Origin of the sequence: Mucilaginibacter sp. (genome assembly GCF_025359345.1) — a bacterium.
Lineage (GTDB): Bacteria > Bacteroidota > Bacteroidia > Sphingobacteriales > Sphingobacteriaceae > Mucilaginibacter.
Genome location: NZ_JANYGQ010000035.1, coordinates 198364 through 221026, shown reverse-complemented (window position 1 = coordinate 221026; position 22663 = coordinate 198364). Strand labels below are relative to the sequence as shown.

Genomic DNA, 22663 nt, shown 5'->3' with positions numbered 1-22663 from the left:
TTATTGTTAATCAGGCAATTGGTCAATTGTAACAATATTCTTATAAACCCTTTTGCATTCAGATTGTTACCATAGCGTTAAAATATTCTACTGAATTTTGGGTTGCCAATTATAAAGTATTTGCCATGTACCAAGCTACTATTACCCCATATCAAACTAAATCGGCTGTGCTGTTTGTAATTTTTAACCGCCCCGATACTACTGCCCGCGTTTTTGAACAGATAAGAGCGGCAAAACCAGCCCGTTTATACATTGCGGCTGATGCGCCCCGCCCCAATAATGCCACCGATAAGTTATTATGTAAACAAACACGGGCTATTGTTGACAGGATAGACTGGGACTGTGAACTGAAAACCCTTTTTAATGAAACAAACAGGGGATGCAGACAAGGTGTTTCGGCAGCGGTAACCTGGTTTTTTGATAATGAAGAGGATGGTATTATTTTAGAAGACGACTGTTTACCATCGAATAGCTTTTTTAAATTTTGCGACAACCTTTTAGAAAAATACCGCGACGATACCCGTATAAGACATATTACGGGTTGCAACCTGCAGTTGGGAAAGAAATGGGGCGAATACAGCTACTATTTTTCAAACCGCGTACATATATGGGGGTGGGCAAGCTGGAGGCGTGTATGGAACGACTACGACTTACACCTAAGCAAATATCATGAACCTGAAATAAGGGAACGTTTACAGAATATTTACCAGGACCCGCTGGTGGTTGAAAGCTGGCTAAATATTTTTAAAGATGTGAAAGCCGGCAAAGTAAACTCATGGGCATACCCGCTTGATTTTATAAACTTTTTCAACAACGGCCTGGTAATAATCCCCAACGAAAATTTGATATCAAATATTGGCTTCGGTGGCGATGCTACCAATACTCTCAGTACCGAAAGTGTTTATGCGAACTTGCCGGTGGCTGAAATTGACGAAATTACAGACCCTGTATTCATACTTCCGGAAAAACGTGCCGACCTAACGATAATAAACCGCGATTTTAAGATTGAAGAACAACGGCGCAAACAAAATGCGCTGAAAAGGAGGGTTAAACGGTGGTTTGTATCTTCTTTTAATAACGCAGCATTGTAATCCTGCTGCTATTTTCTTTTCAAACTCTGCCTCTGCGGAATTATTTCGTTAAAACATTGTAGCGTATCGCTTCCGCCTGTCGTAATAGTTAATATCAACAGCGTTTTAAACCTTTGGCGGTGGAACACGCTGTTGCTGATATTAATAGGTTTTAGAGCGATATTTATCTTTAAAATAGTATCGCTCTTATAATGTTTTTACCCAATTTTGTAACATGAAAGTTACCTCTGTTCCCGCTCCCGTAAAATCGGCGGTGTTATTTATTATATTCAACAGACCGGGTACAACAATGCAGGTTTTTAACCAGATTAAAAAAGCCAGGCCGTCGCGTTTATATGTGGCCGGCGACGGGCCGCGCGCCGGCAAACCCAGCGAAAAACAACTTTGTGCTGATGCACGCAGCGTTATAAATTTAATTAACTGGCCCTGTGAAGTGAAAACACTTTGGCAGGACAAAAACCTTGGTTGCAAAGAGGCGGTAGCAGGCGCAATAAGCTGGTTTTTTGAACAGGAAGAAGAAGGGATTATTTTAGAGGATGATTGTTTACCTGCCGACGACTTTTTTAATTATTGCGATAACCTTTTAGAAAAATACCGCCATGATACCCGGATAAGGCACATAGCAGGTTGCAATTTGCAACATGGCAAAAAATGGGGCGATGCCAGCTATTACTTCTCGAATATAACCCATGTATGGGGCTGGGCCGGCTGGCGCAGGGTTTGGAAGGATTACGATAAAGAATTAACGCGATACCCGGAAAGCGAGTTTAGAAACCAGATGGGGAAGGTTTTTGCAAACAGGTACATAATTGATGCGCTCGAGCATGTGTTTAAAGAGCTAAAGGCGGGCAAGATTGATACCTGGGATTACCAGCTTGGTTTTTTAAATTATTTTAACCACGGTCTTTGCATTATACCCAATGTTAACCTGATAGCAAATTTAGGTTTCGGGCCTGACTCGACCCATACGATTGATGCCGATAGCCCATATGCTAATTTGCCACTGGGAAATTTGCAGGCCATTACCCATCCCCATATTTTTTTACCAGAGACACAAGCTGACAATTATACGTTAATCCACGATTTTGATATTAATGAGCGGGAGCGGAAGCATAATTTGCTGAGACGCAGGGTTAAAAGGTGGTTTAAAGCCAGGATGAGGATAAACCCGGCATTGCAGTAATATCGTAAAACAAAAAGTCCCGCAGGAAAAAAACTGCGGGACTTTTTGTTGTTTTTGACGTTCGAAACTTACCACTCACCAATTTTACTGGAACTTAAATCCTATACCCAATTGGAAAACCTCGTTGCGGTAACCGGGGATATAATAAGCATTATCATCAGTTTGTTGAAAATCGATAGTATAACGGGCACGTATTTCAACGTTGGGATTTATATCAACACCAACCCCAATCACACCATCTAGCACAGTACGGTCATGGGTAGTACTGTAGTGATCCTGTGCGGTCCCGTTAAATCCGTTATCATATGTATTTGTTGTTGATATAGGGAACGAAACCTGTGGACCAACTACGAAATTAAAGAATGGCGACAGCCTGAATTTTGCCAGTAACGGCACATCAATAAAGTTGCTGCGCTGTGTAAAGTTGCCATCAGTGGTAGTTGCTGCATAACCTTTTTGTGAGTATAAAACCTCGGGTGCGAACGACAGCGGGTAAGCTACCGGGATGTCTAACGTAAGGCCCACGTGGAATGCCGTAATGCCTGCTGTTGAATAATTTGAGTTATAGGCGTCAACAGCATCGGCAAAGTTAAAGCCGCCTGCAATCCCAACCCTGGTGCGGTAAAAATCGCTCGCTGAGCTGCGCGGGGCTGAACGCCTAACCGCACGACGATGGCCGGAGTAATAGCCCTGTGCGCTTACTGAACCTGCAACCAGCAGGCATATAGCAAAAAAGAGTAATTTTTTCATGTGTTTTTTGTTTGATATATCTCATAGATTAAAAAACAATACAAAGGTTTATTCGTAATTGTTTTTTTTATGAATGCTGCTCACTAAAAAATCATATTTCAACTACATTTGGCCCATGGCATTAATAAAACACCATTTAAAATATATTGCAGTACTCGTTTTCTGCTTTATTTCATTCAATGTTTTTGCGCAAAAGGAAAGCTATATACAATCATTAAACCACCAAAACCATTGGGTCGATTCTGTTTTTAAAAAACTGAGCCGGAAGAAAAAGATTGCACAGTTGTTTTTTGTGCGCGCCCATACCGACAGGGGGCAAGCCTACGAAGACTCAGTAGCAAAGGTGATTAAGGATGAACAATTGGGTGGCGTGGTGTTTTTCCAGGGCGGACCGGTGCGGCATGCGCAATTGATCAATAATTATCAAAAACTGGTAAAAGTGCCGTTGTTAATAACGATGGACGGGGAGTGGGGATTAGGAATGCGGATAGATTCTGCAATATCATACCCCTTCCAAATGACTTTGGGGGCGATCCAGGATAACAGCCTTATTTACAAAATGGGAGAGCAGGTGGGGTACGACTTTAAGCGGCTGGGCATGCAAATGAATTTAGGGCCGGATATGGACGTAAACAATAACCCCAACAACCCGGTGATAAACTACCGTTCATTCGGTGATAATAAATATAACGTTGCGGCAAAGGGTATTGCCTATTTTAAGGGTATGCAGGATGCCGGTATTTTAACCACGGCCAAACATTTTCCGGGTCATGGAGATACCAACGTGGACTCGCACCTTGACTTGCCACTCTTACCCTTTACAAGGCAACGGTTGGACTCGCTGGAGGAATACCCCTTCCAGCAGGCAATAAATGCCGATATAAGCGGTGTAATGATAGCCCACATGAATATACCGGCGCTTGATACCACTAAAAATTTGCCTTCAACACTTTCGCGGCCAATTGTTACCGGCGAATTGAAGGACTCGTTGCGTTTTAAAGGACTGGTCGTATCGGACGCGATGGAGATGAAAGCGGTAATAAAGTATTTTCCGGACGGCGAAGCAGACTTAAGGGCATTTTTGGCCGGAAATGACATAATTGAATTGTCGGAAAACTCTGAGCGGGCGATAAAGAAAATCCGCAAGGCCATTCGCAAACATAAAATCACAAAGGAAGAATTTAATGCCAAAGTTAAAAAGGTGCTTGCAGCCAAATATTGGGCCGGCTTAAATCAGTACCACGAAACAGATATTAACCACCTGGCCGAAGATTTGCACCGGCCCGCGGCCACTAACCTTATTCAGCAATTGAGTGATGCGGCGGTAACACTTGTGAAAGGCAGCGCCGCCGGTTTGCAAATGATCCCTTTGCACCGTACTGCATTGGTAAGCGTGGGTGCGGAGGGGACGGTTTTCCAAGCGGAATTAGCTAAGTGGTATACTTATAACAGGTGGTTTAACATAGGCAAAACATCCACAGTGGCCGAGCTTAATAATATATTGACAACCCTGAAGGATTACGACCAGGTGTACGTAAGTATTAATGATACCCGCGCCCGCCCGGCCAGTAAGTTGGATTACAGTGCGGATATTAAACAATTCATAAGCAGCCTGGCAGCGCACAACAATACTGTAATTACCCTATTTGCCAATGCCTACACCATTGCCGATTTGCCAGGCATTGAAAAATGCAGCGCATTGCTGGTTTGCTACCAAATGACTGATGCGCTGCAGCGCTCGGCGGTGAAAGTAATTACGCAGCAGCTAAAACCAACTGGCAGGTTACCTGTAACTATTAATAAAGATTTTACAACTGGGATGAGAGGAAGTTTGTAAGAAAAAATAGAGCCAGGAATCAAGAATCAAGAGCCAAGACAGGAGAAAAAGGCACCCTACTATCGAATATTCTTTTTATCTTGATTCTTGGCTCTTGGCTCTCGACTCTCATGTCGTGATTCTTGGCTCTTGGTTCTTAAGTGTAATTCGAAAATATGGAAAATATAAAGGCAATAGTAACCGGTGCCACCGGCATGGTAGGCGAGGGGGTATTGGATGAATGCCTGCAACACCCGCAGGTAACAGAGGTTTTGGTTATCAACCGCAAGCCCTGTGGAGTGGTTCACCCAAAACTAAAGGAGATTATCCATACTGATTTTTTTGATTTGAGTTCGATTGAAAATCAGTTGGTGGGATACAATGCCTGTTACTTTTGTTTGGGTGTGTCATCCGTTGGGATGAAGGAGCCGGAATATTATAAGCTTACCTACACCCTAACCATGCATGTTGCCGAAACTCTAAGCCGGTTAAATAACGGCATGACTTTTTGCTACGTATCAGGGGCCAGTACTGACGGTACCGAAAAAGGCAGCCAGATGTGGGCGCGGGTAAAGGGTAAAACCGAAAACGATTTAAAAAAACTGCCCTTTAAGCAGGAGTTTAATTTTCGCCCGGGATTTATGAAGGCGGCACCGGGAGCTAAGAACACGCTGAAACTTTATAAATATTTTAGCTGGCTGTATCCAATTCTAAAATTGGTAGTGCCGAACTCGGTAGGCACCATAGCCCAGGTTGGGCAGGCAATGATAAATGTTACCTTATTTGGATATGGAAGTATTGTTTTAGAGGTTAAGGACATTAAAGCTGCGGCAGCGCCGGGGAGTTAATTTTTTCATGCATTTTATCAACACAGAAACAAAAAGTACTAATTTCAGTTTTTGAAAACGTAATTAGTACCCCATGAATATATCCGGAAAAAGAATCCGCTACAACCCGCGACGAAAAGTTGGCAATATTGGCGATAGCCCGGGCGCCATCGTCATCCCCGAAGATGCCTTAAAGCCAATAATTTCGGTTTACTCGTACAATACCAAAGAACTGGTAAGCAGTGAGGGCAAAAATATAAAGGTTGTGCTGGACCAGTTTAAAAAATGCCAGGACCATACTCACTGGATACAGGTGCGCGGTTTGGGCGATGCCACCCTTATTGAAGAAATAGGGTCTATTTTAACCATCAACCCGCTTGTATTAGAGGATATTACCAATATACACCAGCGCCCCAAGTTTGATGAATATGATGACTACGTATTTGCCGTGAGCCGGATGATAATGTTCACTAAGGATTACGAGCTCACCAACCACCAGTTTTCGGCGCTGGTGAAGGATAACATTATCATTACGTTTGAAGAAACCCACGAAGAAAATTTCGAGGGTGTAAAGAGCCGGCTTAAGGCGGGCAAAGGCGCTATCCGCACCGCTGGTGCCGGCTATATGTGCTATGCGCTTACCGACACTATTCTCGATTGTTATTTTGCCCTGCTGGCTAAGCTTGGCGACCAGCTGGACATTGTTGAGGACCGCCTGTATGCCAGCGCCGATAAAACCATTATGTACGACGTGCAACAGCTAAAACGCACCCTGATAGTTTTGCGCCGCAGCTGCTGGCCTGAGCGCGATAAAATAAACGATATGCTGCGTACCGAAAGCCCGCTCATAAACGCCGAAGTAAAGATGTTTTTGAAGGATGCGTACGACCATTGCATCCAGATAATGGACCTGGTTGAAAGCTACAAGGAAATAACCAGCAGCATCATGGATATTTACCTATCCATGGTGAGCAACCGCATGAACGAGATTATGAAGGTGCTGACCATTATTTCTGTAATATTTATCCCTTTAACATTTGTGGCCGGCATTTACGGCATGAATTTTTCGCATACCGACCCGGTAACCAATAAAGTACTGCCTGATAACATGCCTGAGTTGTATAGCCCGCATGGGTACCTTTACGCTATCGGTGGCATGATACTCATTGGGGTAATACAGGTAGTTGTGTTTTGGAAAAAAGGCTGGTTTAGTAAATTGTAGGTTGATTTGAAAATAAAATAATTTGGAGATGTGTTGATTTGAAAATGAAATGAATCTTCAAATTAACACATCGTCAAATCTTCAAATCACCCTTTCTGCCCCAATGAAAACCAATTGCCGGAATCATCTTTAAACAGCGCTTCGAAACCGTAAAATTCCTGGGTTGGTGCTTTGGTAAACTCAACGCCTTTGGCTTTTAGTTCTTCGTAGGTTACCAGCAGGTTGTCGCATTCAAATACGCCAAAGCCGAAGGTGCCCTTGCTTACCAGATCGCGCATTTGCTGTGCTGACTCTTTGCTGAACATCATCCCTTCGTCTATCGACATTAAAGATATTTCCAATTCCGGCTGTTCCGGTTGGCAAACAGTTAACCACCGCATGCCCGGCCCCATTGGCGCATCGGTATGCACTTTAAAACCCAGTTTATTCACATAAAAATCAAAGGCGCTCTCCTGGTCCAGGACGAAGACGCTTACGTGGTTCATTTTTGTAATCATTGTTCTTTTGTTTTGATAAAGCGAAGGTGAGCATAGATTTGGTGCGGGGCTTCTCCGAAATTGCGGAAAAGTTCATGGCAGCGACGACGCAAACTAATGACAAATGACAGCGCAGCGAAATGACTAATGACTAACCACCCACCCTTTTTTCTCGGCAAAACAATTGGGAATAAATTTTAGTGGTGCATCGGCAATGGCTGCCTGCCGCTGGTGTTGTGCGGCCTGGTATGCAGCCGGGGTTTGGCCAACCATGCGCTTGAATAGCCCGGTAAACGACGTCACGCTTTCAAAGCCGACAGCGTAGCAAACATTGGCGGCAAGCATATCTGTGGATAACAATTGTTTGGCTTTTTCAATCCGAACAGATGAAAGATATTGGTGCGGGGTTTTATTATAAACTGAATTGAAGAGCCTGATAAAGTGATATTTGGAGAAAAAGGCCTCATCGGCAATGTTATCCAAATCTATCTTATCGGCATAGTTATTATCAATGAATAGCTTGGCGTAAACTATGCGGCGGTAGAGATAGATTTTTGGTAAGTTTGGTACGGACATGAAATATCATTGACTACCAAAAATACGTTTTCCAAACCTAAATTAACAATAGCCGATTAACTCTTTCAGTTCTTTACGACCACCGAACCCAGAAACGTATCATGCCCTGTTGTAGGTGAACCTTCGGCTGCAATTGTTGATACGCTGTACAATTTATTGCCTATGATAAACATAAACATATCATACTTCTTCTTAGCTGCATCTGTACCCGTAGAAGTGTAGCTGGTGAACCCTTTGTAAGTGCCAATGGTAAAATCGGTCATATCCACGCCAGGCAGACTCTGCAATAGCCCGGTTTTTATTTGGGCGGCAAATTCCGCTGTGGCTTTCATGGGGGCGAGGGCTACCGAATCGATGCCTGCTACCTGCACAAAATCAACCACGGTGAAAACGTAAGCTACCCCGGCTTTATCGGTAGTAATAAACGAACCTGGTGTAAGTTCCTTGGGCTCTACCGGAAATTTAACCGATACCCTGTTATCGGCAACGTGGGTAACCCAGCCATCCTGTGCATTAGCAATACCTGCTGTAATTACCAGCGCGATAATAAGGGTATATATTTTTTTCATGCTTTAAATATAAAAATAAACTATTAAAAAAGCCAATAGATAAATAATACATAAAGTTTAATATCGGCACCCTAATTACAGCTATTATCGTGCGATAGTTAAATGTTTGAGGTGCATCCATAGTCAAAAAAAATGACCAGCCACAACAGCCGGTCACCTTATCTATATTTTACCTTGTTTGCTAAACCTGCCCGCCTATTTTTCTTATTTTAATTAAATTAAACACCAGGAAAACCAGGACTCCCCAAACAGCGAATAAGATGGAATAGGATATCAGCTGCAGCCAGATGGGTGCTTTGTCCCTGGTGGCGAAAAGCGTCCGGTTGTTAAATGTGTTTACAGGCGTAAATTTAATGCCCCAGTTTACAGTTTTCTCAACCGATAAATTGCCATACAACTCATTGTCCTCAACCTTGGCTATAAGGATAAGGTTACCTGATTTGCCGCCCGGCATGCCCAGTCGTTTAAAATCTGCGGATGCTTGCCCGGTCGAATCGGTTGTAAACGTTGGGGTTTCGTTAACAGGCAGATCGCCGCCAAGGCGTTTTATAGCGATTTTTAGTTCAACTCCTTTTACGGGTGTCCAGGTGGTGTCCTTTAATTCTAAAACCGTAGCGGTTATGGTTTTGTCGGCTGTAGTTAATACTATTTTCGCCCGTGCTACGGTTAAGTCAGCCTTACCTTCCTCATACTTTTTATCGCCTTTAAATGTGGCTAAAAAGGTATGCTTTACTGAAGTAGCCCATTGTTTTTTTACCGATACCGGGATAAAAATACTTGCTTCGCCTTTCCTGTTTGTAGTAACACGGCCAATGGCAGTGCCGGCGGAGTCTTTGTCTAAAAACAAATTAACGGTTACGCCTTCAACTGGTTGAAACCTGCCGTTAGCTTTAGTTTTTACCCTAACCAGCAGCGAAGGCACCGTATTGTTGTCAACAAAATAATTAATTGCAATGCTTAAATCGCCTTTCGGGGTAGCCTGCGCAAAGGTATTGTAGCCCACAAATACTAAAGCAAGGGCCAATAGTGCGCTAAAATTTTTATATAGCCTTTTCATGTTGTTCGGTTAAAGTTTCCTGAATTGGGATGATAGGGAATATCCTGGCCAGTATGGTTATAATAAGCAGCGTTCCGGCTAACGAGCCCATGGTTATGGCCCATTCTTCCCAGCTTGGAAAATAATGATGGTAGCTTGCCGGCACATCATGCATAGGCAAAAAGGGGTTCAGCAAAGTCGGCGTTACAATTAAATAGCGTTTAAACCATGCACCTACTATTACCATAATGCCCACTATAAACATTGGCAATGGTTTGCGCCCCTGCCTGAATAGCAGAATAATTACCGGGATGATGATGCCTATTAAAATAGCGAACCAAAAGACCACTGAAAAATCTCCGCTAAAAAGTCCGTTTAAATAACCTTCCTCTGATTTTTTCATTTTAAAAAACGGGGTCAAAAACTCGTTCATGTTAAAATAAAGGTAAAGCAGCGATAGTAATACAACCACGCGGCCCATTTTTTCGAAGTGGCTTTCGGTGATATATTTTTCAAGATGATAGGCTTTCCTGAAAACGTACATGGCAACCACAACGGCCCCGGCGCCTACCAAAAACGCACCGGCGATAAAATAAGCGCCAAAGTTGGTGCTATCCCAGCCAGGCCTGTATGTTGTGGCAAATAACCACGATGTAACCGTGTGGATAGTAAAAGCCACCGGGATAATAGTTATACAAAGTATATTGATTGCCTTTTCGCTTAATTTAAACTGGGCAGGTGTCCCTTGCCAGAATGAGCCGATATAGTTGTAAAATTTATGCAAACCGTTGCCTGATTTTTGTTTAAAGCGAAGCAATATTTTAATATCGGGCAGCAAAGGGTAGTATAATAACAGTATGCTGATAAAAAAATAGGTGGTAATTACTATAACGTCCCAAATGATCGGCGATTGGATACGTCCGTGGGTGAATAGGTAATAGAACCGTTCGGGACTACCCATATCTACAATGATAATAAGCGATGCAAAAATGATAGCCGCTACAGCTATAATTTCGGCGATGCGGGTAAGTGGCGCACCCCATTTTACACCTGCTAACCTGAATATTGCCGTTATTAACGACCCTACCAGGCTTATGGCAACAAAAAATACAAAGTTTGAAATATAAATACCCCACGACACATAATCGCGCATGGCGGTAACTATCAAACCATATCGTAACTGGCGGTAATAGGCAAATAATCCTATCAAACAAATTACCGTTAATACGCCAACCCATATTTTACCTGCCTTACCAAATTTTTGGGGCAGGAGGTCGGCTATTATTTTTTCATCTGTTATTGAGTTTTCCACTTTTAACTATTTAATATTATTTATTCTGCTCTTTATCGTTTTCAAGCCCCGATTCGAAAGGGAAATTGCGACTTACCGGCGGCAGGTAATAAACACTTGGTTTGGTACCAAGGTCTTCCATTAAGCGGTAGCCTCCTTTGTCTTTAATCAGGTCGCTGAAACGGAAAGTTTCGGCGCCGTTGCTTACCGAATCCTGGTTGATGTCCCCAAAGGCGAAAACACCGTTAGGACATGCTGAAACACAGTGCGGCAATTCGCCCATACGGGTCATATCTGCACAGAAATCGCATTTGCCTACGGTGCCTTTTTTTTGTGGCACGCTGGTTTCGCACGAGTATGGCTGACTGGCTATAGCTGGTGCAATTTCCGGTTCGCCCCAGTTAAATACCCGGGTTGAATAAGGACATGCGGCCATACAAAAACGGCAGCCTATGCAGCGGTCGCTATCAATCAAAACTATACCGTCCTGCCTTTTAAAGGTTGCATCAACAGGGCAAACCTTAACACAGGGCGGTTCGTCGCAATGCATACAGGTAGTTGGTTCCCAATAGGGCGCGGTGTGTTCGGCGTCCTGCATGGGGTCAACTTTAATCCAGTTTTCGCCGGGGTTTAATTCATGCGCATGGTTACATGCCGATTGGCATTTCTTCAGGTTTTTACACCGCGAAAGGTCAATCACCATTACAAACTTTTTTCCGGGGATGCCAATTCGTGCTTCGGTATTACTAACAGGCGGCATATGGGGCACAGGTTTTAAAAATGCCTCATCAACTTCTATTTCTTCTCCGTCAACCGAAAGCAACTTTACCTTTTTGCCTGAGGGCAGGGCAACATCACTGGCGCCGGCCTCAAAAGGGTCGGTTTTCGGCGTACAACCTGATACCAGGCCGGCGGTTATTAAGCCGGTTAGTAAAAAGTCTCTTCTCGAATTATTTTCCATCTTAATTTTATTAAGGGGTATCTTTTATTTTTTTATCCAGTTTTTGAGTTCGGTGTCTGTCACCTTTTTGCGGTTGGCGGTTAACAGCGACGCATCAATATCAACCAGCCGTCCATCTTGTGTCAGCATTCTTACCGTACCACATTTAACCGGGGTTTGCGGTAGTGCCTTGTTCTTTTTTCCGAAAAGCGGTAGCCCCAGTGATGCGGCGATAGCTGCGAATGCAGTGATGGCACCGGCTTTCCAAACAAACCTTCGGCGCGATGCTGAATTTGTCGGTGTTAATTCCTCGTGATTATTCATTTTATTACACTTAATTGGGTGTGGTAAAAGGACATACCTTATGCCCCCGGCGCTTATTGTGCCGTTAAACAGGTGCATTACATTGCATTGTTTTGATGAAATAAAACAAACCAGCCAGGTTGTATAAAGCCGGTTTGTTTTATTTTAAAGCCTGCTATTTTTTTAGCGTACGTATGTAGTTCACCACGTTCCAGGTGTCTTCGGCCTCCGGAATCTTCTTTTTAAAGCTCGGCATATCGTTGCGCCCTTCAGAAATCTTGTAAAATAAAGATCCGTCTGATTGTGCCTGCAAGGCTGATTTTGTCATATCCTCGGGCTGGGTCTTTAGCTGCGCTGCTTTGCTACCGTCGCCCAAGCCTGTTTTGCCATGGCACGATGCACAATGTAAATTCCATAACGATTTCCCCTCAGCTATTGATTCTTTGCTTGATTTTACCGGGTTGGCCATTTTTGCATTCTTTTCGGGAACGGGCCATGGTTTGGGTTGCTGCGCCGTGGTAAACGCGACGCTGACCATGCTTGCGGCAAATACCGCAGTGGTTAACATTAATTTAATTTTCATAGAACTTTCATTTAAGTATTAGTGATTAAAACACGCAATATTGCTTGTTTGATATTGCCGGGGTTAATTCCATAAACGGGTAATATTGAAGCCGATAACAAATTTGCCGCCTTTAATCTTTGTGCCATCGGCTTGCGTATAGGCAACAGGACTGTTTGTATTAAACAGGTTGTTTTTTCCGGGATTTAACATGGTATAATTACCCATAAACAGCTGGAAAGTGTGGCCGCTTGTTGCAAACTCAAACCCAAACGATAAATTGGGGCTGGGGTTGTTGGTAGCATGCTTTGTTATCGGCTGGTCATAGTTGACTAATACGGCGGTTGCGTCGCCTAATTTGTACCTTCCCGAAAAAGCAATAGCAAAATGGTCATGCTTCATTTGTTGAAAGATGGTTTGACCGCTACTGTCGTTTTTTGTATAATAACCTTGTACCGAGTTCTGGTGTGTAATGCTTGGCGCTACCTGCAGTGATAATTTATCACTTATTTTCCGGGCGATAATCAATTGGTTAAAAGACGTCAACCGATCTGTCTGGTGGGCAAAAAGGGCGTTGCCGGCATCCTTCCTGGTATCAACTGCCAAATCTCCATAGTAGGTTATACTTACCGGATATTGCCCGTTTGTTTGTTTAAGGATAGCGTATTTTGCGCTGACGTCCCACAGCAGATCGAACTTGTCGAGGCCAATGCCCAGGTTAAGGTTATCGATGGGCGCATAGCTAACGCCGAGGCGTATGTTTGACGAAGCAAACAGTCCCCAAAACTCGCTATAGCCTTGGTCAATTGTGCCAAACCTGTGCTGAATATCCATTTCAAATGTTCCTTTTACAGGCACCATTACAGTTTGATTGTCAATTATCCAAACACTTTGAAAAGTGTTTTTTACCGGTTTTGCTTTTTTAGAGGTAACAGCTTGCTTTGCTGTCGCCGCCGTGTCCTGTGCAAAAACAGATACCTGGTGCAGCATTAGGCAACAGAGCATACACAGGCCTGCTTTAAGCAGGCGGGTTGGTGATTTTATTGTTAGTTTCACGTCGTTATTTTTTAAGTCCACTTAATTATTAAGAGCGCCGGTTCTAATCCAGTCATAAACTTTTTGCCTGTCGGCAGCGTCTGGAATGTGTACCTGCATATTTCCATTGATCATGATATACAGATCGCTTTGGGTTGGAATAATGGTATTGACAAATCCGCCGTTAACCAGGCTGTTGTATGACACAGCTGTTTCCAGGTCAGGTGCTTGTACTCCTGCTACATGGCAGCCCGATAACGCGCAATTTGTGTTAAACAAAGGGGCGATATCTTTTTTATAGCTGTATTGTACAGGTGGAGCGTTCGGGTCGGTGCCCTTTTTTGGGAGCACTACATCTTTATAGCAGCTTGTAACGCCGACTATCATAACAATGAAGACACCGGCAATTATTAAAAATCGTTTCATGGTAATTGGTTGTTAACTATTTGTTATTAAAGTTGGCATTAACTACTATGTTCACCTTGTCGGCAACCTCGGTGTTGTTTACACCGAAATCAGCTTTGTTTATCTGGAATTCTAATTTTAATCCAAAATCGCTGTAGGTGGCCCCTGGTACCAATGTCTCGGGTACATAGGTTAGTTTACCGCTAATTGATTGGGTAACAGGTGCAGATCCTCCTCCCTGCCAGGTAAAATCAAAGGTGGCTATGTAGCCATTGCTAAGCGGGTCGAACACTACAGAAGTAGTTTTTATGTGCGCTACATTTGCAACGGTAAGGTTTTGTGTGCCGGCTACAATTTTGGTGGTGCCAAATGTTGTAATTAAACAACCTCCGTCGCGGCCCGGCTCGCCGGTATTTACCTGGTTGGTTTGAATATACCCGGCAAAATGTGTTTTGGCAGGTTCGTTTTCGTAAAATGCCCACGAAGTATCTGGCACCGGCTGCTTGGTTGTATTATAATTCTGCATCAGCGCATCTTTCAAATCAGCTACACCGAATTGGTTAAATTTGCCGGTAAGGTCGGCGCCTACTTCTAAAAATGGGCTTGACCAGTTAACGGCGCTGTGTACCTTGTCAAATTTCCACTGTGTGGTATCACCCAGAGTAATGCCAGCCAAGTGAATGTGCTTGCCGTGTGAAATTTTTATTGCAGTTGATACAGATGCCGGCAAAGGGTCATTTTTGTGTGTGCAGCTTACAACTAATCCAACGCCGCTTATCAGAAGCAGTGCGATCATCAGTATTTTGTTAAATGGTTTCATATTGTTTTTGTTTGATTTGTGATTACTATTATGTCATCAAATGTATGGCGCGGAATTTTACAATTTAATGACGGGCATGGGGGATTAGTGTGACCCTCGTCACTAAATTGGAAATAGGCTTTAGGGGTGATTTTTGCTTGTCGAAAAAGCTTAGAATAATGTGCTGCTACCCTGTTTTTTTGGAATTAGCGATTTGTGCTTTTTTATATAATTAAAGCCCAGGAACAGGATGGTTATAAGGCAAGGCACTGCTATATTTAGTATTACGCTTGCAGCTAAAACCCTCATGTCGTTTTTTACGATGTTGGTATCGGCCAATGGAGTTGTTGCCTGTTTAAACAAATCACTTGCCACGAAATAAAAAAACAAACAACTATGCAGTAAACTAAAAAGAGGCCGTTTGTAAAGGACAGGAGCAAGGAATGCAAAGGAGAGTAGCCCCCAAATAATCAGGAAAGGCTGTTGGAACGTAAAATGTATATGTTCAAAGGAATAGTCGGGGTAAAGTTTTCTTAATTGAAAACCAAGAAATAAAATTCCTATCAGGCCATACGAGATTGGTAAAAACGAAACTATCCTATCACTGAGTTTTCCTTTTAACCGCCTGTTTCCTAAAATAGAAAGGATAACCGTATACACCAACGCGTAGCCGGAGAAAAAAGCCATTGCTTCGAGTTTCTGTATGTACGCTAGAAAGCTGTTATCCATAAAAAATAATTTCGAATAGCGTTAAATATTTAAATCAGCGACACCTTTAATAATGCAGCTGAGATTTTTATTGGCGACTGTAGCTATGTTTTTTACTGTTCGTTTTTATCTGCGGTATGAAGTCACTTACGTGGAAAATAACCAGCCATATCGGCCGGTCATTCCACTATTAATTTTATCAATTTATATTATATCCACCCGTCTGTTTGGTTTAGCATGAAGCATAATTGAAACAAGGTGATTAAACTTCTTATGTGCAATTAAAAATTCCATAGCCTTGAAATATTAAAACCAATTAAAAACATCCCATGTTTGTAGTCGTTTTGGTTGAAAAGATTATTGTTTTGGGGTATTAATGAACTGTAGTTACCAAAGAAGATCTCAAAATCGTGTCCGCTTGTTTTCATTTCAATCCCAAAACTGACACCAGGGTGAGGGTTGTCCACCGGGTGCTGTGAAAGTGGCTGGTCGTAATTTACAATTAGTGAGCTTCCGTCAGATATTTTATACCGACCGGCAACGGCGATTGCATAATGATCATTATTCCATTTTGGCTGTATTTTTCCTGCAGCATCCAGGTATCCTTCAAGGTTGTTAAAATGCGACATGCTTGGCGCAACCTGCACCGAAAATTTTTCGTTTATCTTTCGGGCAATAATAAGCTGGTTAAAAAAGCTAAACCGGTCTGATGCGTTTACAAACAACGTGGTAGCATCTTTTTTGCGGGTGTCCATTGCTGCATTGCCGTAATAAGTAACGCTTACCGGCATTGAGCCGTCTTTTGTTTGCTTTAGTATGGCGTATTTCAGGTTTCCGTCAACTACCATATTTTCATTGGTTGCGCCAAAACCCAACTGCAGATTATTAATCGGTACGTAACTAAATCCAAGCAGCATATTAGCGCCCCCAAATAAACCAAACAGGTCGGCCGTTCCCTTTTTTATATTACCGAACCTGTGTTGAATATCAAATTCAAAGGTTCCTTTTATGGGCACCATCACACTTTGATTGTCAATTAAAAAATTGCCTTCAAATGTGTTTTTCACGTACGACTTCTTGTTAACCGTTGGTGCAGCGGCCGTTGAATCCTGTGCCTTTAACCGGCCGAAGCTTCCACACAGCACAATCACCAGGCATATCCTTGCCAAATAGGTAAATAATGACGGATATCTATATTGTTTTTTCATGAGTTGTTTTTTTAATTGTTTTTAGCGCCTTGTTTTATCCAAGCAAGTATTTTGGCGTTTATGTTTGATGGGTTATTTGCAGCGCCCAACGGCATTGTTACCGCTTTTTTACCTGTCATCCATAAATACACTTCACTTTTTTCGGGCGTACTGGTATTTATCAAACTACCGCCGGTTAATACCGTGTACCCGGTCGCCGCCGATAAATTGGGTGCAACTGCACCACTGTGGCATCCGCTTATTGCACAGCTTTGTGTTAGCACAGGCTGTATATCTTTCGAGAAACTCACTACCGTGGTTATTGCGGGCGTGTTGTCTATAACCACAGTGGTTGTTTTAGTACAGCTGTATATGCTAAAGGCCAATTGCGCCAGCACTATAAGCCCTATTGTTCTTATTTTTTTTGACATGATCTTTATTTTTTAGCTTATGAAAGAACTGCCGGGTACTACTTCTTAAAAGTTAAGGTGAGATTGGGTTGAATACCGTGTTGGTTGTTTGATTTATTCCATATGGCAAAGCCAAATTGCTGATCTTTAAGGCTTGACAGATCGACGTCCTGTTTAAGGTTATCACCGGTTTTTAACAGGCGCTTGTATTCAACAACCCAGCCCGAGCCTGTGTAAATCGCTGCGCCGGTAATATCGGCCCTGCCGCCAATAAGCGGTGAAGCGATATAGCTTGGGAAACATTTAGGCCCATCTCCTCCAAAAGTGGCATCGCCTGTTCTTTGATAATCTGTGCCTGAATTTGGGTCGATTGAACCGCCGTTATAAGTTAAAACGCCTGTTGAGCTTACCCCGGTAATTTTGGCTGCTTTACCGCCCGCTACTGTATCAGCGGCTAATACGTAATAGTAGTTGCTGGCATTGGGTACTATCCACATTGGCACGCTAACTTTGGCACCATTACCGTCTAATTTTAAGCTTTGTTTGTTATTTAAAGCACCCTGGGGCGGTGCTACAGTATAAGTAGGCCCGTAAGGGAAGTTTACCGAAGTGCCTGATACTACCAAACCGTCAACGTGGCGGCCATTGCCTGAGCCACCAGCTAAACCGGTTACGCCAGGTCCACCGGCCCAGTCCTGGTAATCGTCATCTATTTGGTTAAAAATAATGTCGCGGCTTAAGTGTCCCCACCACATGTCAATTTTTTCGCTGGCCCCATTGGTGTAGTGGTTACCCTCGCCTGCATTTGATACACTAACTGCGGGGGTTACCGAGTAGTTGGTGTATGGTGTAAATATATGGCAGCTCGCGTAGCAGGTTTGGGTTAAAAATAGCGGTGTCGAATCGTCTATATTCCATAACATTGCAAATTTGTCTTCGCCAAAGCCACCCTTGTTATGTTGCCATTTGAGTCGAATGTTTTGCTGGTGGGCTCCTGCGCCCAAAGCTTAGTTGCCGGGTTAAAATACCATGTTGCTACAAAAACACTTTTTTCGGCATCGGTCCACTCAGCTAAAAAGTAAATGTATTTATCATCATACATTGAGCGTAATGTGGCAGGGTATTGCTGTCCGTTATAGCCGGTAAAGAGGTTATTGCCCGGGTATGGCACAGTGGGCGTAAAATTTAGTTTAGGGGCATTGCTCCATGCCTGTTCAATATTGCCATCAATGTTAGGCGCCGCGGTAGTTTTTACAGATACCAGCGAAGATGTGTTATTTCCTGCTACCGGCATAATTACCTGGTCCTTTTTGGTACAACTTACCACATAGCCAAGTACGCAAGTTAATGTTGTTATTATCCAAAATTTTCTGCTTTGTAAAAGTTTCATAATACTTACTTTATTAGGTGACTGTTTTATCTTTTTTCGATGGGCGCAAAGTACACCGGTATTTTTGACAGAAATATGACATACCTCACTTTATAAAATGATGCTCAGCGGTCAGCGAATCCCGGTTGTTTTGCGGTTGCAAATCCAGAAAGATAAAAGCAGTTACCAGCGGCAGTATTAGGTTACTTGCAGTAATTTGTGTTAAATTCAAAAAAACTGATTGTTAAATAACAAGCTCAAATCCTTGGTTTGGGGTAAAAAGCCGACTTGGCTTTCAAATCCCACTAAATAACTGTACCTTTGCGCAAAATTTAGAGGCGCATTTTCATGCAAAAAATAAGAAATATAGCGATTATCGCTCACGTTGACCACGGTAAAACTACTTTGGTTGACAAGATATTACACAGTTGTTCTATCTTCCGCGACAACGAACAGACAGGTGAATTGATACTGGATAACAATGACCTGGAGCGCGAACGTGGTATTACCATCGTATCAAAAAACGTTTCGGTAATGTACAAAGATGTTAAAATCAACATCATTGATACTCCTGGTCACGCCGACTTTGGCGGCGAGGTTGAACGCGTTTTAAAAATGGCTGATGGCGTTTTATTGCTGTGTGATGCGTTTGAAGGCGCTATGCCGCAAACCCGCTTTGTTACCCAAAAAGCTTTGGCCTTAGGCCTTAAGCCAATTGTTGTGGTGAACAAGGTTGATAAAGAAAACTGCCGCCCCGAAGAAGTTTACGAACAGATATTTGAATTGTTCTTCAACCTTGAAGCTACCGAAGACCAGCTGGATTTTCCGGTTATATACGGTTCGTCGAAACAAGGCTGGATGAGCACCGACTGGAAAGTGCCTACCGATAACATTTTCCCGTTGATGGATGCTATTTTAGCAAACATTCCTCCTGCGCCAATTGCCGAAGGCACTTTGCAAATGCAGATAACCTCGTTGGATTATTCTTCATTTGTTGGTCGTATCGCAATTGGTCGTGTTGCACGCGGTACCATTAAAGAAAATATGCCGGTATCGCTGGTAAAACGCGATGGCACTATTCAAAAATCGCGCATAAAAGAATTATACACGTTTGAGGGCCTTGGTAAAGTTAAAGCTACGTCGGTAAGCTCGGGTGATATTTGCGCCGTTGTGGGTATTGATGGTTTTGATATTGGCGATACCATTGCTGATTTTGAAAAACCGGAGCAATTGGAGGTTATCCATATTGACGAGCCTACCATGAACATGCTGTTTACCATTAACACTTCACCGTTTTTTGGTAAAGAGGGTAAGTTTGTAACGTCCCGCCACCTGCGCGACCGTTTGTATAAAGAGATGGAGAAAAACCTGGCGCTTAAGGTTATTGAAACCGACTCGCCCGACTCGTACCTGGTTTATGGCCGTGGTATCCTCCATTTATCAGTGCTTATTGAAACCATGCGCCGCGAAGGTTATGAGTTGCAGGTTGGCCAGCCACAGGTAATTGTTAAAGAAATTGATGGTGTTAAATGTGAGCCGGTTGAAACTTTGATAGTTGATGTACCGGGCGAAGTTGCTGGTAAAGTAATTGAGCTGGTTACCCAGCGCAAAGGCGATTTGCTTGTGATGGAACCCAAAGGCGATTTACAGCATTTAGAATTTGATATTCCTGCACGCGGCATCATCGGTTTGCGTAACAACGTATTGACTGCTACAGGCGGCGAGGCTATTATGGCACACCGTTTCAAATCGTACGAACCATGGAAGGGTGTTATCCCCGGTCGCTCAAACGGTGTATTGGTATCAATGGATACCGGTAAAACCACTGCTTTTGCAATTGACAAATTGCAGGACCGCGGCCGTTTCCACATCGATCCGGGAGTTGATATTTACGAAGGCCAGGTTTTAGGCGAGCACATCCGCGATAACGATTTGGTGATTAACCTTACCAAAGGTAAACAGTTAACCAACATGCGTGCATCAGGTAGCGATACCAACGTGCGTATTGCACCTGCCATTAAATTCTCATTAGAAGAATCGATGGAGTACATACAAGCTGACGAATACATTGAGGTAACCCCGCAAAGTATCCGTATGCGTAAAATCTTCCTGAACGAAAACGAAAGAAGGATTAACGCTAAGAAGTTTGTGAACCAATAATTTGGTTGATTAAGTGACTGGTTGATTGGGTTGAAAAAACGCCCAATTAGCAAATTAAAATATATGGAGCATCCGGTTTTACCGGGTGCTTTTTTTGTGGGGGTAAAATTACTTTTTGTGGTTAAGCAGCGTGTTAAACTTAACCGACATCCTGTCAAATAGTTTCTTATCAATACAGTATATAACCTGGGCCTCTTTGGTATCAACCTTTATTATCCCTAACGATTTTAGTTCAAGAATATGCTTGTCAATAGTACGCGCTTTATAAGTGTTGGTATAAAAAGTTTTCTTATTTATCGCGTTTCCGTTTTCAATAATCATCCGGATGATAAAAACCCTAACGGGCAATGCTATCGCCCTTGCAAATTGCGATACCTGGACATCGGTTTCATCTAAATCCGCCTTCAAAAAATTCATTTAAAACAGTGGTAAAATGGCTATAATTTAAAAAAAGCTGCGCCAATTGGTTGACGCAGCTTTTGTGTTTAGATTAAATACTAATTATTTTACTGCACCCGGGGTAGTGTAAGGTAGTACCTGTGGGTTAAAATTAGCCCAGCCAGCAGTCCAGTCGGTGGAGCCGAAGGCGCCGCGATAGGTAACTACGTCAAAAAACGGGTTGTTTAATTTAGCTACGCCTGCAAAAACAGCGCCGGTTTCTGCTATAGACCCACCTTTAACAGTAAAGTTAGGTGTACCTGCATTAGCAAAATCAGACGAATATTTGAATGGATCGGTTATAAGCGCGTCGGCATACGATGCAGAGCTAAAGGTATTTGTTGCCCTTAAAGTAGCCTCAAACAAATCTTTGTTTTCGCCTTTAACTTCGGTTCCTTTTTTATTGCTTCCGTAAATAATATTGTTGGCAAAACCTAAGCGGCCGGCTAAGAAATTACTTGAAGTAGCTTTTGCAGTAGCAACTTTTGAGTCATCAATATATATACCTTCAACGTATCCTGCAAAAACCGAGTTGTAAACGCTTAAAGCCGAGTTACGACGGATTTGAGCGGCATGCGTGTAGTTGGCGTTAATGTTACCGGATGTGGCAGTTGCAATTGGCCCTAACATGGTCATGTTAGCAAACACTGCCGAAGTTTGTGGCGTTTTATCTGAACCAGATGCATCGTTATCCGACTCAAAACCATTTGAGCCAGACACGTCGGCGATTGTAGGGTAGCGCTGGCCCAGGCAAAACTGCAATTTACCAGAGAAACCGAAATCGGTATCAAAATCATCGTCCAAACCACCAATTGCCAATAGGTGCTTGGCATTTACTGTACCGCCAAACCACTCGTATGAGTCGTCGCCCGAGCGGTAAACCTCGATATATTCAAGCGTGGTGCCAGAACCTACGCCACCCATGGTAAGGCCATTGATTTCATTATCAGGCGAAAAAGGTATACCGGCGTACTCGATACGCACATATTTTAATGTTCCTGAGTTATCGTCAGCAGCGGTACCGCCGTATTGGATATACTTTGCAGCATCGCCTTTGGCATCCAAACCACCTTCAATGCCTACGTTGTCGCCCTGGTTAACCGGTGCCTTGCCTAAAAGGATAATACCGCCCCAGTCGCCGGCCGAGCGTGTGCCGGCAGCAAATGATGAGGTGAATACAATTGGCTTGTCTGCAGTACCAACAGCCATCACCTTAGCCCCGCGGGTTACAACTAAGGTTCCCTTGCTTGATTTTTCGCCTTTAATAATGGTACCCGGTTCAATAGTAAGTACCGCGCCGTTTGTTACGTAAACAAATCCTTTTAAGAGGTAAATTTTATCAGCTTTCCAGGTGGTGCTGGCTGCGATATCTCCGGTAACTTCAACTGTCGATGATGCAGGCGGGGTTACGGGCGGATCAACAGTATTGCCATTTTTACTACACGATGTAGTAAAAATGATAGCGCTTAACGCTAAAAATAAAAATGATTTTTTCATGTTTTGTTGTTTT

General features: G+C 43.1%; 25 protein-coding genes. 6 read left to right on the top strand and 19 right to left on the bottom strand.

Features of this window, described 5'->3' with window-relative positions; all coding sequences use genetic code 11:
* The first annotated feature begins 125 nt into the window (after nucleotides 1–125).
* Complete coding sequence (locus tag Q0R52_RS25560; protein WP_295800465.1) at nucleotides 126–1091, top strand: nucleotide-diphospho-sugar transferase; 966 nt, start codon at nucleotides 126–128, stop codon at nucleotides 1089–1091.
* A gap of 214 nt (nucleotides 1092–1305) precedes the next feature.
* Nucleotides 1306–2274 carry a nucleotide-diphospho-sugar transferase gene (locus tag Q0R52_RS25555; protein WP_295800462.1) on the top strand — a complete coding sequence of 323 codons (969 nt, stop codon included), beginning with the start codon at nucleotides 1306–1308 and terminating at the stop codon, nucleotides 2272–2274.
* A gap of 84 nt (nucleotides 2275–2358) precedes the next feature.
* Here Q0R52_RS25555 and Q0R52_RS25550 read toward each other — a convergent pair whose 3' ends face one another.
* A complete protein-coding gene (locus Q0R52_RS25550; protein WP_295800459.1) occupies nucleotides 2359–3024 on the bottom strand; it encodes a porin family protein in 666 nt (221 codons plus the stop codon).
* Nucleotides 3025–3139: 115 nt separating this feature from the next.
* Here Q0R52_RS25550 and Q0R52_RS25545 point away from each other — a divergent pair, with 115 nt between their 5' ends.
* The 3 genes from Q0R52_RS25545 to corA all read left to right on the top strand — a co-directional run bounded on the left by Q0R52_RS25545 (nucleotide 3140) and on the right by corA (nucleotide 6889).
* A complete protein-coding gene (locus tag Q0R52_RS25545; RefSeq protein ID WP_295800456.1) occupies nucleotides 3140–4861 on the top strand; it encodes a glycoside hydrolase family 3 N-terminal domain-containing protein in 1722 nt (573 codons plus the stop codon).
* Between the two features lie 155 nt (nucleotides 4862–5016).
* A complete protein-coding gene (locus tag Q0R52_RS25540; RefSeq protein ID WP_295800454.1) occupies nucleotides 5017–5688 on the top strand; it encodes an NAD-dependent epimerase/dehydratase family protein in 672 nt (223 codons plus the stop codon).
* 73 nt (nucleotides 5689–5761) lie between these two features.
* Nucleotides 5762–6889 (top strand): magnesium/cobalt transporter CorA, encoded by a 1128-nt coding sequence (gene corA, locus Q0R52_RS25535; RefSeq protein WP_295800451.1) that lies wholly within the window; start codon nucleotides 5762–5764, stop codon nucleotides 6887–6889.
* A gap of 86 nt (nucleotides 6890–6975) precedes the next feature.
* Here the strand turns inward: corA and Q0R52_RS25530 are convergent, their stop codons facing one another.
* The 16 genes from Q0R52_RS25530 to Q0R52_RS25455 all read right to left on the bottom strand — a co-directional run bounded on the left by Q0R52_RS25530 (nucleotide 6976) and on the right by Q0R52_RS25455 (nucleotide 18576).
* On the bottom strand, nucleotides 6976–7386 hold the full coding sequence (locus Q0R52_RS25530; protein WP_295800448.1) for a VOC family protein: 411 nt from the start codon (nucleotides 7384–7386) through the stop codon (nucleotides 6976–6978).
* Nucleotides 7387–7509: 123 nt separating this feature from the next.
* On the bottom strand, nucleotides 7510–7941 hold the full coding sequence (locus Q0R52_RS25525) for an AraC family transcriptional regulator (RefSeq protein WP_295800445.1): 432 nt from the start codon (nucleotides 7939–7941) through the stop codon (nucleotides 7510–7512).
* A gap of 65 nt (nucleotides 7942–8006) precedes the next feature.
* The gene (locus Q0R52_RS25520) at nucleotides 8007–8510 is read right to left on the bottom strand and encodes a hypothetical protein (protein WP_295800442.1); all 504 of its coding nucleotides are present in this window, start codon (nucleotides 8508–8510) and stop codon (nucleotides 8007–8009) included.
* A gap of 181 nt (nucleotides 8511–8691) precedes the next feature.
* Entirely contained in the window at nucleotides 8692–9567 is an 876-nt protein-coding gene (locus tag Q0R52_RS25515; protein WP_295800438.1) for a hypothetical protein, read from the bottom strand.
* Nucleotides 9551–10858, bottom strand: a complete 1308-nt coding sequence (gene nrfD / locus Q0R52_RS25510; protein WP_295800436.1) for an NrfD/PsrC family molybdoenzyme membrane anchor subunit — start codon at nucleotides 10856–10858, stop codon at nucleotides 9551–9553. The genes Q0R52_RS25515 and nrfD overlap by 17 nt, the downstream gene beginning before the upstream one ends.
* 16 nt (nucleotides 10859–10874) lie before the next feature.
* Nucleotides 10875–11798: a 4Fe-4S dicluster domain-containing protein gene (locus tag Q0R52_RS25505; protein WP_295800433.1), complete on the bottom strand. Its 924-nt coding sequence runs from the start codon at nucleotides 11796–11798 to the stop codon at nucleotides 10875–10877.
* 24 nt (nucleotides 11799–11822) lie between these two features.
* Entirely contained in the window at nucleotides 11823–12101 is a 279-nt protein-coding gene (locus tag Q0R52_RS25500; RefSeq protein ID WP_295800430.1) for a hypothetical protein, read from the bottom strand.
* 154 nt (nucleotides 12102–12255) lie between these two features.
* The gene (locus tag Q0R52_RS25495) at nucleotides 12256–12663 is read right to left on the bottom strand and encodes a c-type cytochrome (protein ID WP_295800428.1); all 408 of its coding nucleotides are present in this window, start codon (nucleotides 12661–12663) and stop codon (nucleotides 12256–12258) included.
* A gap of 63 nt (nucleotides 12664–12726) precedes the next feature.
* A complete protein-coding gene (locus Q0R52_RS25490) occupies nucleotides 12727–13698 on the bottom strand; it encodes a DUF5777 family beta-barrel protein (protein ID WP_295800426.1) in 972 nt (323 codons plus the stop codon).
* Nucleotides 13699–13719: 21 nt separating this feature from the next.
* A complete protein-coding gene (locus tag Q0R52_RS25485; protein ID WP_295800425.1) occupies nucleotides 13720–14103 on the bottom strand; it encodes a hypothetical protein in 384 nt (127 codons plus the stop codon).
* A gap of 16 nt (nucleotides 14104–14119) precedes the next feature.
* Nucleotides 14120–14902 carry a YceI family protein gene (locus Q0R52_RS25480; protein WP_295800423.1) on the bottom strand — a complete coding sequence of 261 codons (783 nt, stop codon included), beginning with the start codon at nucleotides 14900–14902 and terminating at the stop codon, nucleotides 14120–14122.
* 150 nt (nucleotides 14903–15052) lie between these two features.
* Entirely contained in the window at nucleotides 15053–15610 is a 558-nt protein-coding gene (locus tag Q0R52_RS25475) for a hypothetical protein (RefSeq protein WP_295800421.1), read from the bottom strand.
* A gap of 260 nt (nucleotides 15611–15870) precedes the next feature.
* On the bottom strand, nucleotides 15871–16797 hold the full coding sequence (locus tag Q0R52_RS25470) for a DUF5777 family beta-barrel protein (protein WP_295800420.1): 927 nt from the start codon (nucleotides 16795–16797) through the stop codon (nucleotides 15871–15873).
* Between the two features lie 11 nt (nucleotides 16798–16808).
* Nucleotides 16809–17207 (bottom strand): hypothetical protein, encoded by a 399-nt coding sequence (locus tag Q0R52_RS25465; RefSeq protein ID WP_295800417.1) that lies wholly within the window; start codon nucleotides 17205–17207, stop codon nucleotides 16809–16811.
* A 38-nt stretch (nucleotides 17208–17245) separates the two neighbouring features.
* Nucleotides 17246–18109, bottom strand: a complete 864-nt coding sequence (locus Q0R52_RS25460) for an ethylbenzene dehydrogenase-related protein (RefSeq protein WP_295800414.1) — start codon at nucleotides 18107–18109, stop codon at nucleotides 17246–17248.
* Entirely contained in the window at nucleotides 18094–18576 is a 483-nt protein-coding gene (locus tag Q0R52_RS25455) for a hypothetical protein (protein ID WP_295800411.1), read from the bottom strand. Before Q0R52_RS25455 ends, Q0R52_RS25460 begins: the two co-directional genes overlap by 16 nt.
* A gap of 327 nt (nucleotides 18577–18903) precedes the next feature.
* On the opposite strand from Q0R52_RS25455, the gene typA reads away from it, so the two are divergent.
* Complete coding sequence (typA, locus tag Q0R52_RS25450) at nucleotides 18904–20715, top strand: translational GTPase TypA (protein WP_295800408.1); 1812 nt, start codon at nucleotides 18904–18906, stop codon at nucleotides 20713–20715.
* Nucleotides 20716–20823: 108 nt separating this feature from the next.
* Here the strand turns inward: typA and Q0R52_RS25445 are convergent, their stop codons facing one another.
* A complete protein-coding gene (locus Q0R52_RS25445; protein WP_295800404.1) occupies nucleotides 20824–21132 on the bottom strand; it encodes a hypothetical protein in 309 nt (102 codons plus the stop codon).
* A gap of 84 nt (nucleotides 21133–21216) precedes the next feature.
* Nucleotides 21217–22650, bottom strand: coding sequence for a hypothetical protein (locus tag Q0R52_RS25440; protein WP_295800400.1), 1434 nt, complete (start codon nucleotides 22648–22650; stop codon nucleotides 21217–21219).
* Between the last annotated feature and the right edge of the window lie 13 nt (nucleotides 22651–22663).

Coding starts and splice junctions, on each gene's coding strand:
- Q0R52_RS25540 (WP_295800454.1), top strand. CDS start 5,017: ATGGAAAATATAAAGGCAATAGTAACCGGTGCCACCGGCATGGTAGGC.
- Q0R52_RS25525 (WP_295800445.1), bottom strand. CDS start 7,941: ATGTCCGTACCAAACTTACCAAAAATCTATCTCTACCGCCGCATAGTT.
- Q0R52_RS25495 (WP_295800428.1), bottom strand. CDS start 12,663: ATGAAAATTAAATTAATGTTAACCACTGCGGTATTTGCCGCAAGCATG.
- Q0R52_RS25505 (WP_295800433.1), bottom strand. CDS start 11,798: ATGGAAAATAATTCGAGAAGAGACTTTTTACTAACCGGCTTAATAACC.
- Q0R52_RS25485 (WP_295800425.1), bottom strand. CDS start 14,103: ATGAAACGATTTTTAATAATTGCCGGTGTCTTCATTGTTATGATAGTC.
- Q0R52_RS25520 (WP_295800442.1), bottom strand. CDS start 8,510: ATGAAAAAAATATATACCCTTATTATCGCGCTGGTAATTACAGCAGGT.
- Q0R52_RS25470 (WP_295800420.1), bottom strand. CDS start 16,797: ATGAAAAAACAATATAGATATCCGTCATTATTTACCTATTTGGCAAGG.
- Q0R52_RS25475 (WP_295800421.1), bottom strand. CDS start 15,610: ATGGATAACAGCTTTCTAGCGTACATACAGAAACTCGAAGCAATGGCT.
- Q0R52_RS25530 (WP_295800448.1), bottom strand. CDS start 7,386: ATGATTACAAAAATGAACCACGTAAGCGTCTTCGTCCTGGACCAGGAG.
- Q0R52_RS25515 (WP_295800438.1), bottom strand. CDS start 9,567: ATGAAAAGGCTATATAAAAATTTTAGCGCACTATTGGCCCTTGCTTTA.
- Q0R52_RS25500 (WP_295800430.1), bottom strand. CDS start 12,101: ATGAATAATCACGAGGAATTAACACCGACAAATTCAGCATCGCGCCGA.
- Q0R52_RS25440 (WP_295800400.1), bottom strand. CDS start 22,650: ATGAAAAAATCATTTTTATTTTTAGCGTTAAGCGCTATCATTTTTACT.
- Q0R52_RS25465 (WP_295800417.1), bottom strand. CDS start 17,207: ATGTCAAAAAAAATAAGAACAATAGGGCTTATAGTGCTGGCGCAATTG.
- typA (WP_295800408.1), top strand. CDS start 18,904: ATGCAAAAAATAAGAAATATAGCGATTATCGCTCACGTTGACCACGGT.
- Q0R52_RS25555 (WP_295800462.1), top strand. CDS start 1,306: ATGAAAGTTACCTCTGTTCCCGCTCCCGTAAAATCGGCGGTGTTATTT.
- Q0R52_RS25460 (WP_295800414.1), bottom strand. CDS start 18,109: ATGTTATGGAATATAGACGATTCGACACCGCTATTTTTAACCCAAACC.
- Q0R52_RS25560 (WP_295800465.1), top strand. CDS start 126: ATGTACCAAGCTACTATTACCCCATATCAAACTAAATCGGCTGTGCTG.
- Q0R52_RS25445 (WP_295800404.1), bottom strand. CDS start 21,132: ATGAATTTTTTGAAGGCGGATTTAGATGAAACCGATGTCCAGGTATCG.
- Q0R52_RS25550 (WP_295800459.1), bottom strand. CDS start 3,024: ATGAAAAAATTACTCTTTTTTGCTATATGCCTGCTGGTTGCAGGTTCA.
- Q0R52_RS25480 (WP_295800423.1), bottom strand. CDS start 14,902: ATGAAACCATTTAACAAAATACTGATGATCGCACTGCTTCTGATAAGC.
- Q0R52_RS25455 (WP_295800411.1), bottom strand. CDS start 18,576: ATGAAACTTTTACAAAGCAGAAAATTTTGGATAATAACAACATTAACT.
- corA (WP_295800451.1), top strand. CDS start 5,762: ATGAATATATCCGGAAAAAGAATCCGCTACAACCCGCGACGAAAAGTT.
- Q0R52_RS25545 (WP_295800456.1), top strand. CDS start 3,140: ATGGCATTAATAAAACACCATTTAAAATATATTGCAGTACTCGTTTTC.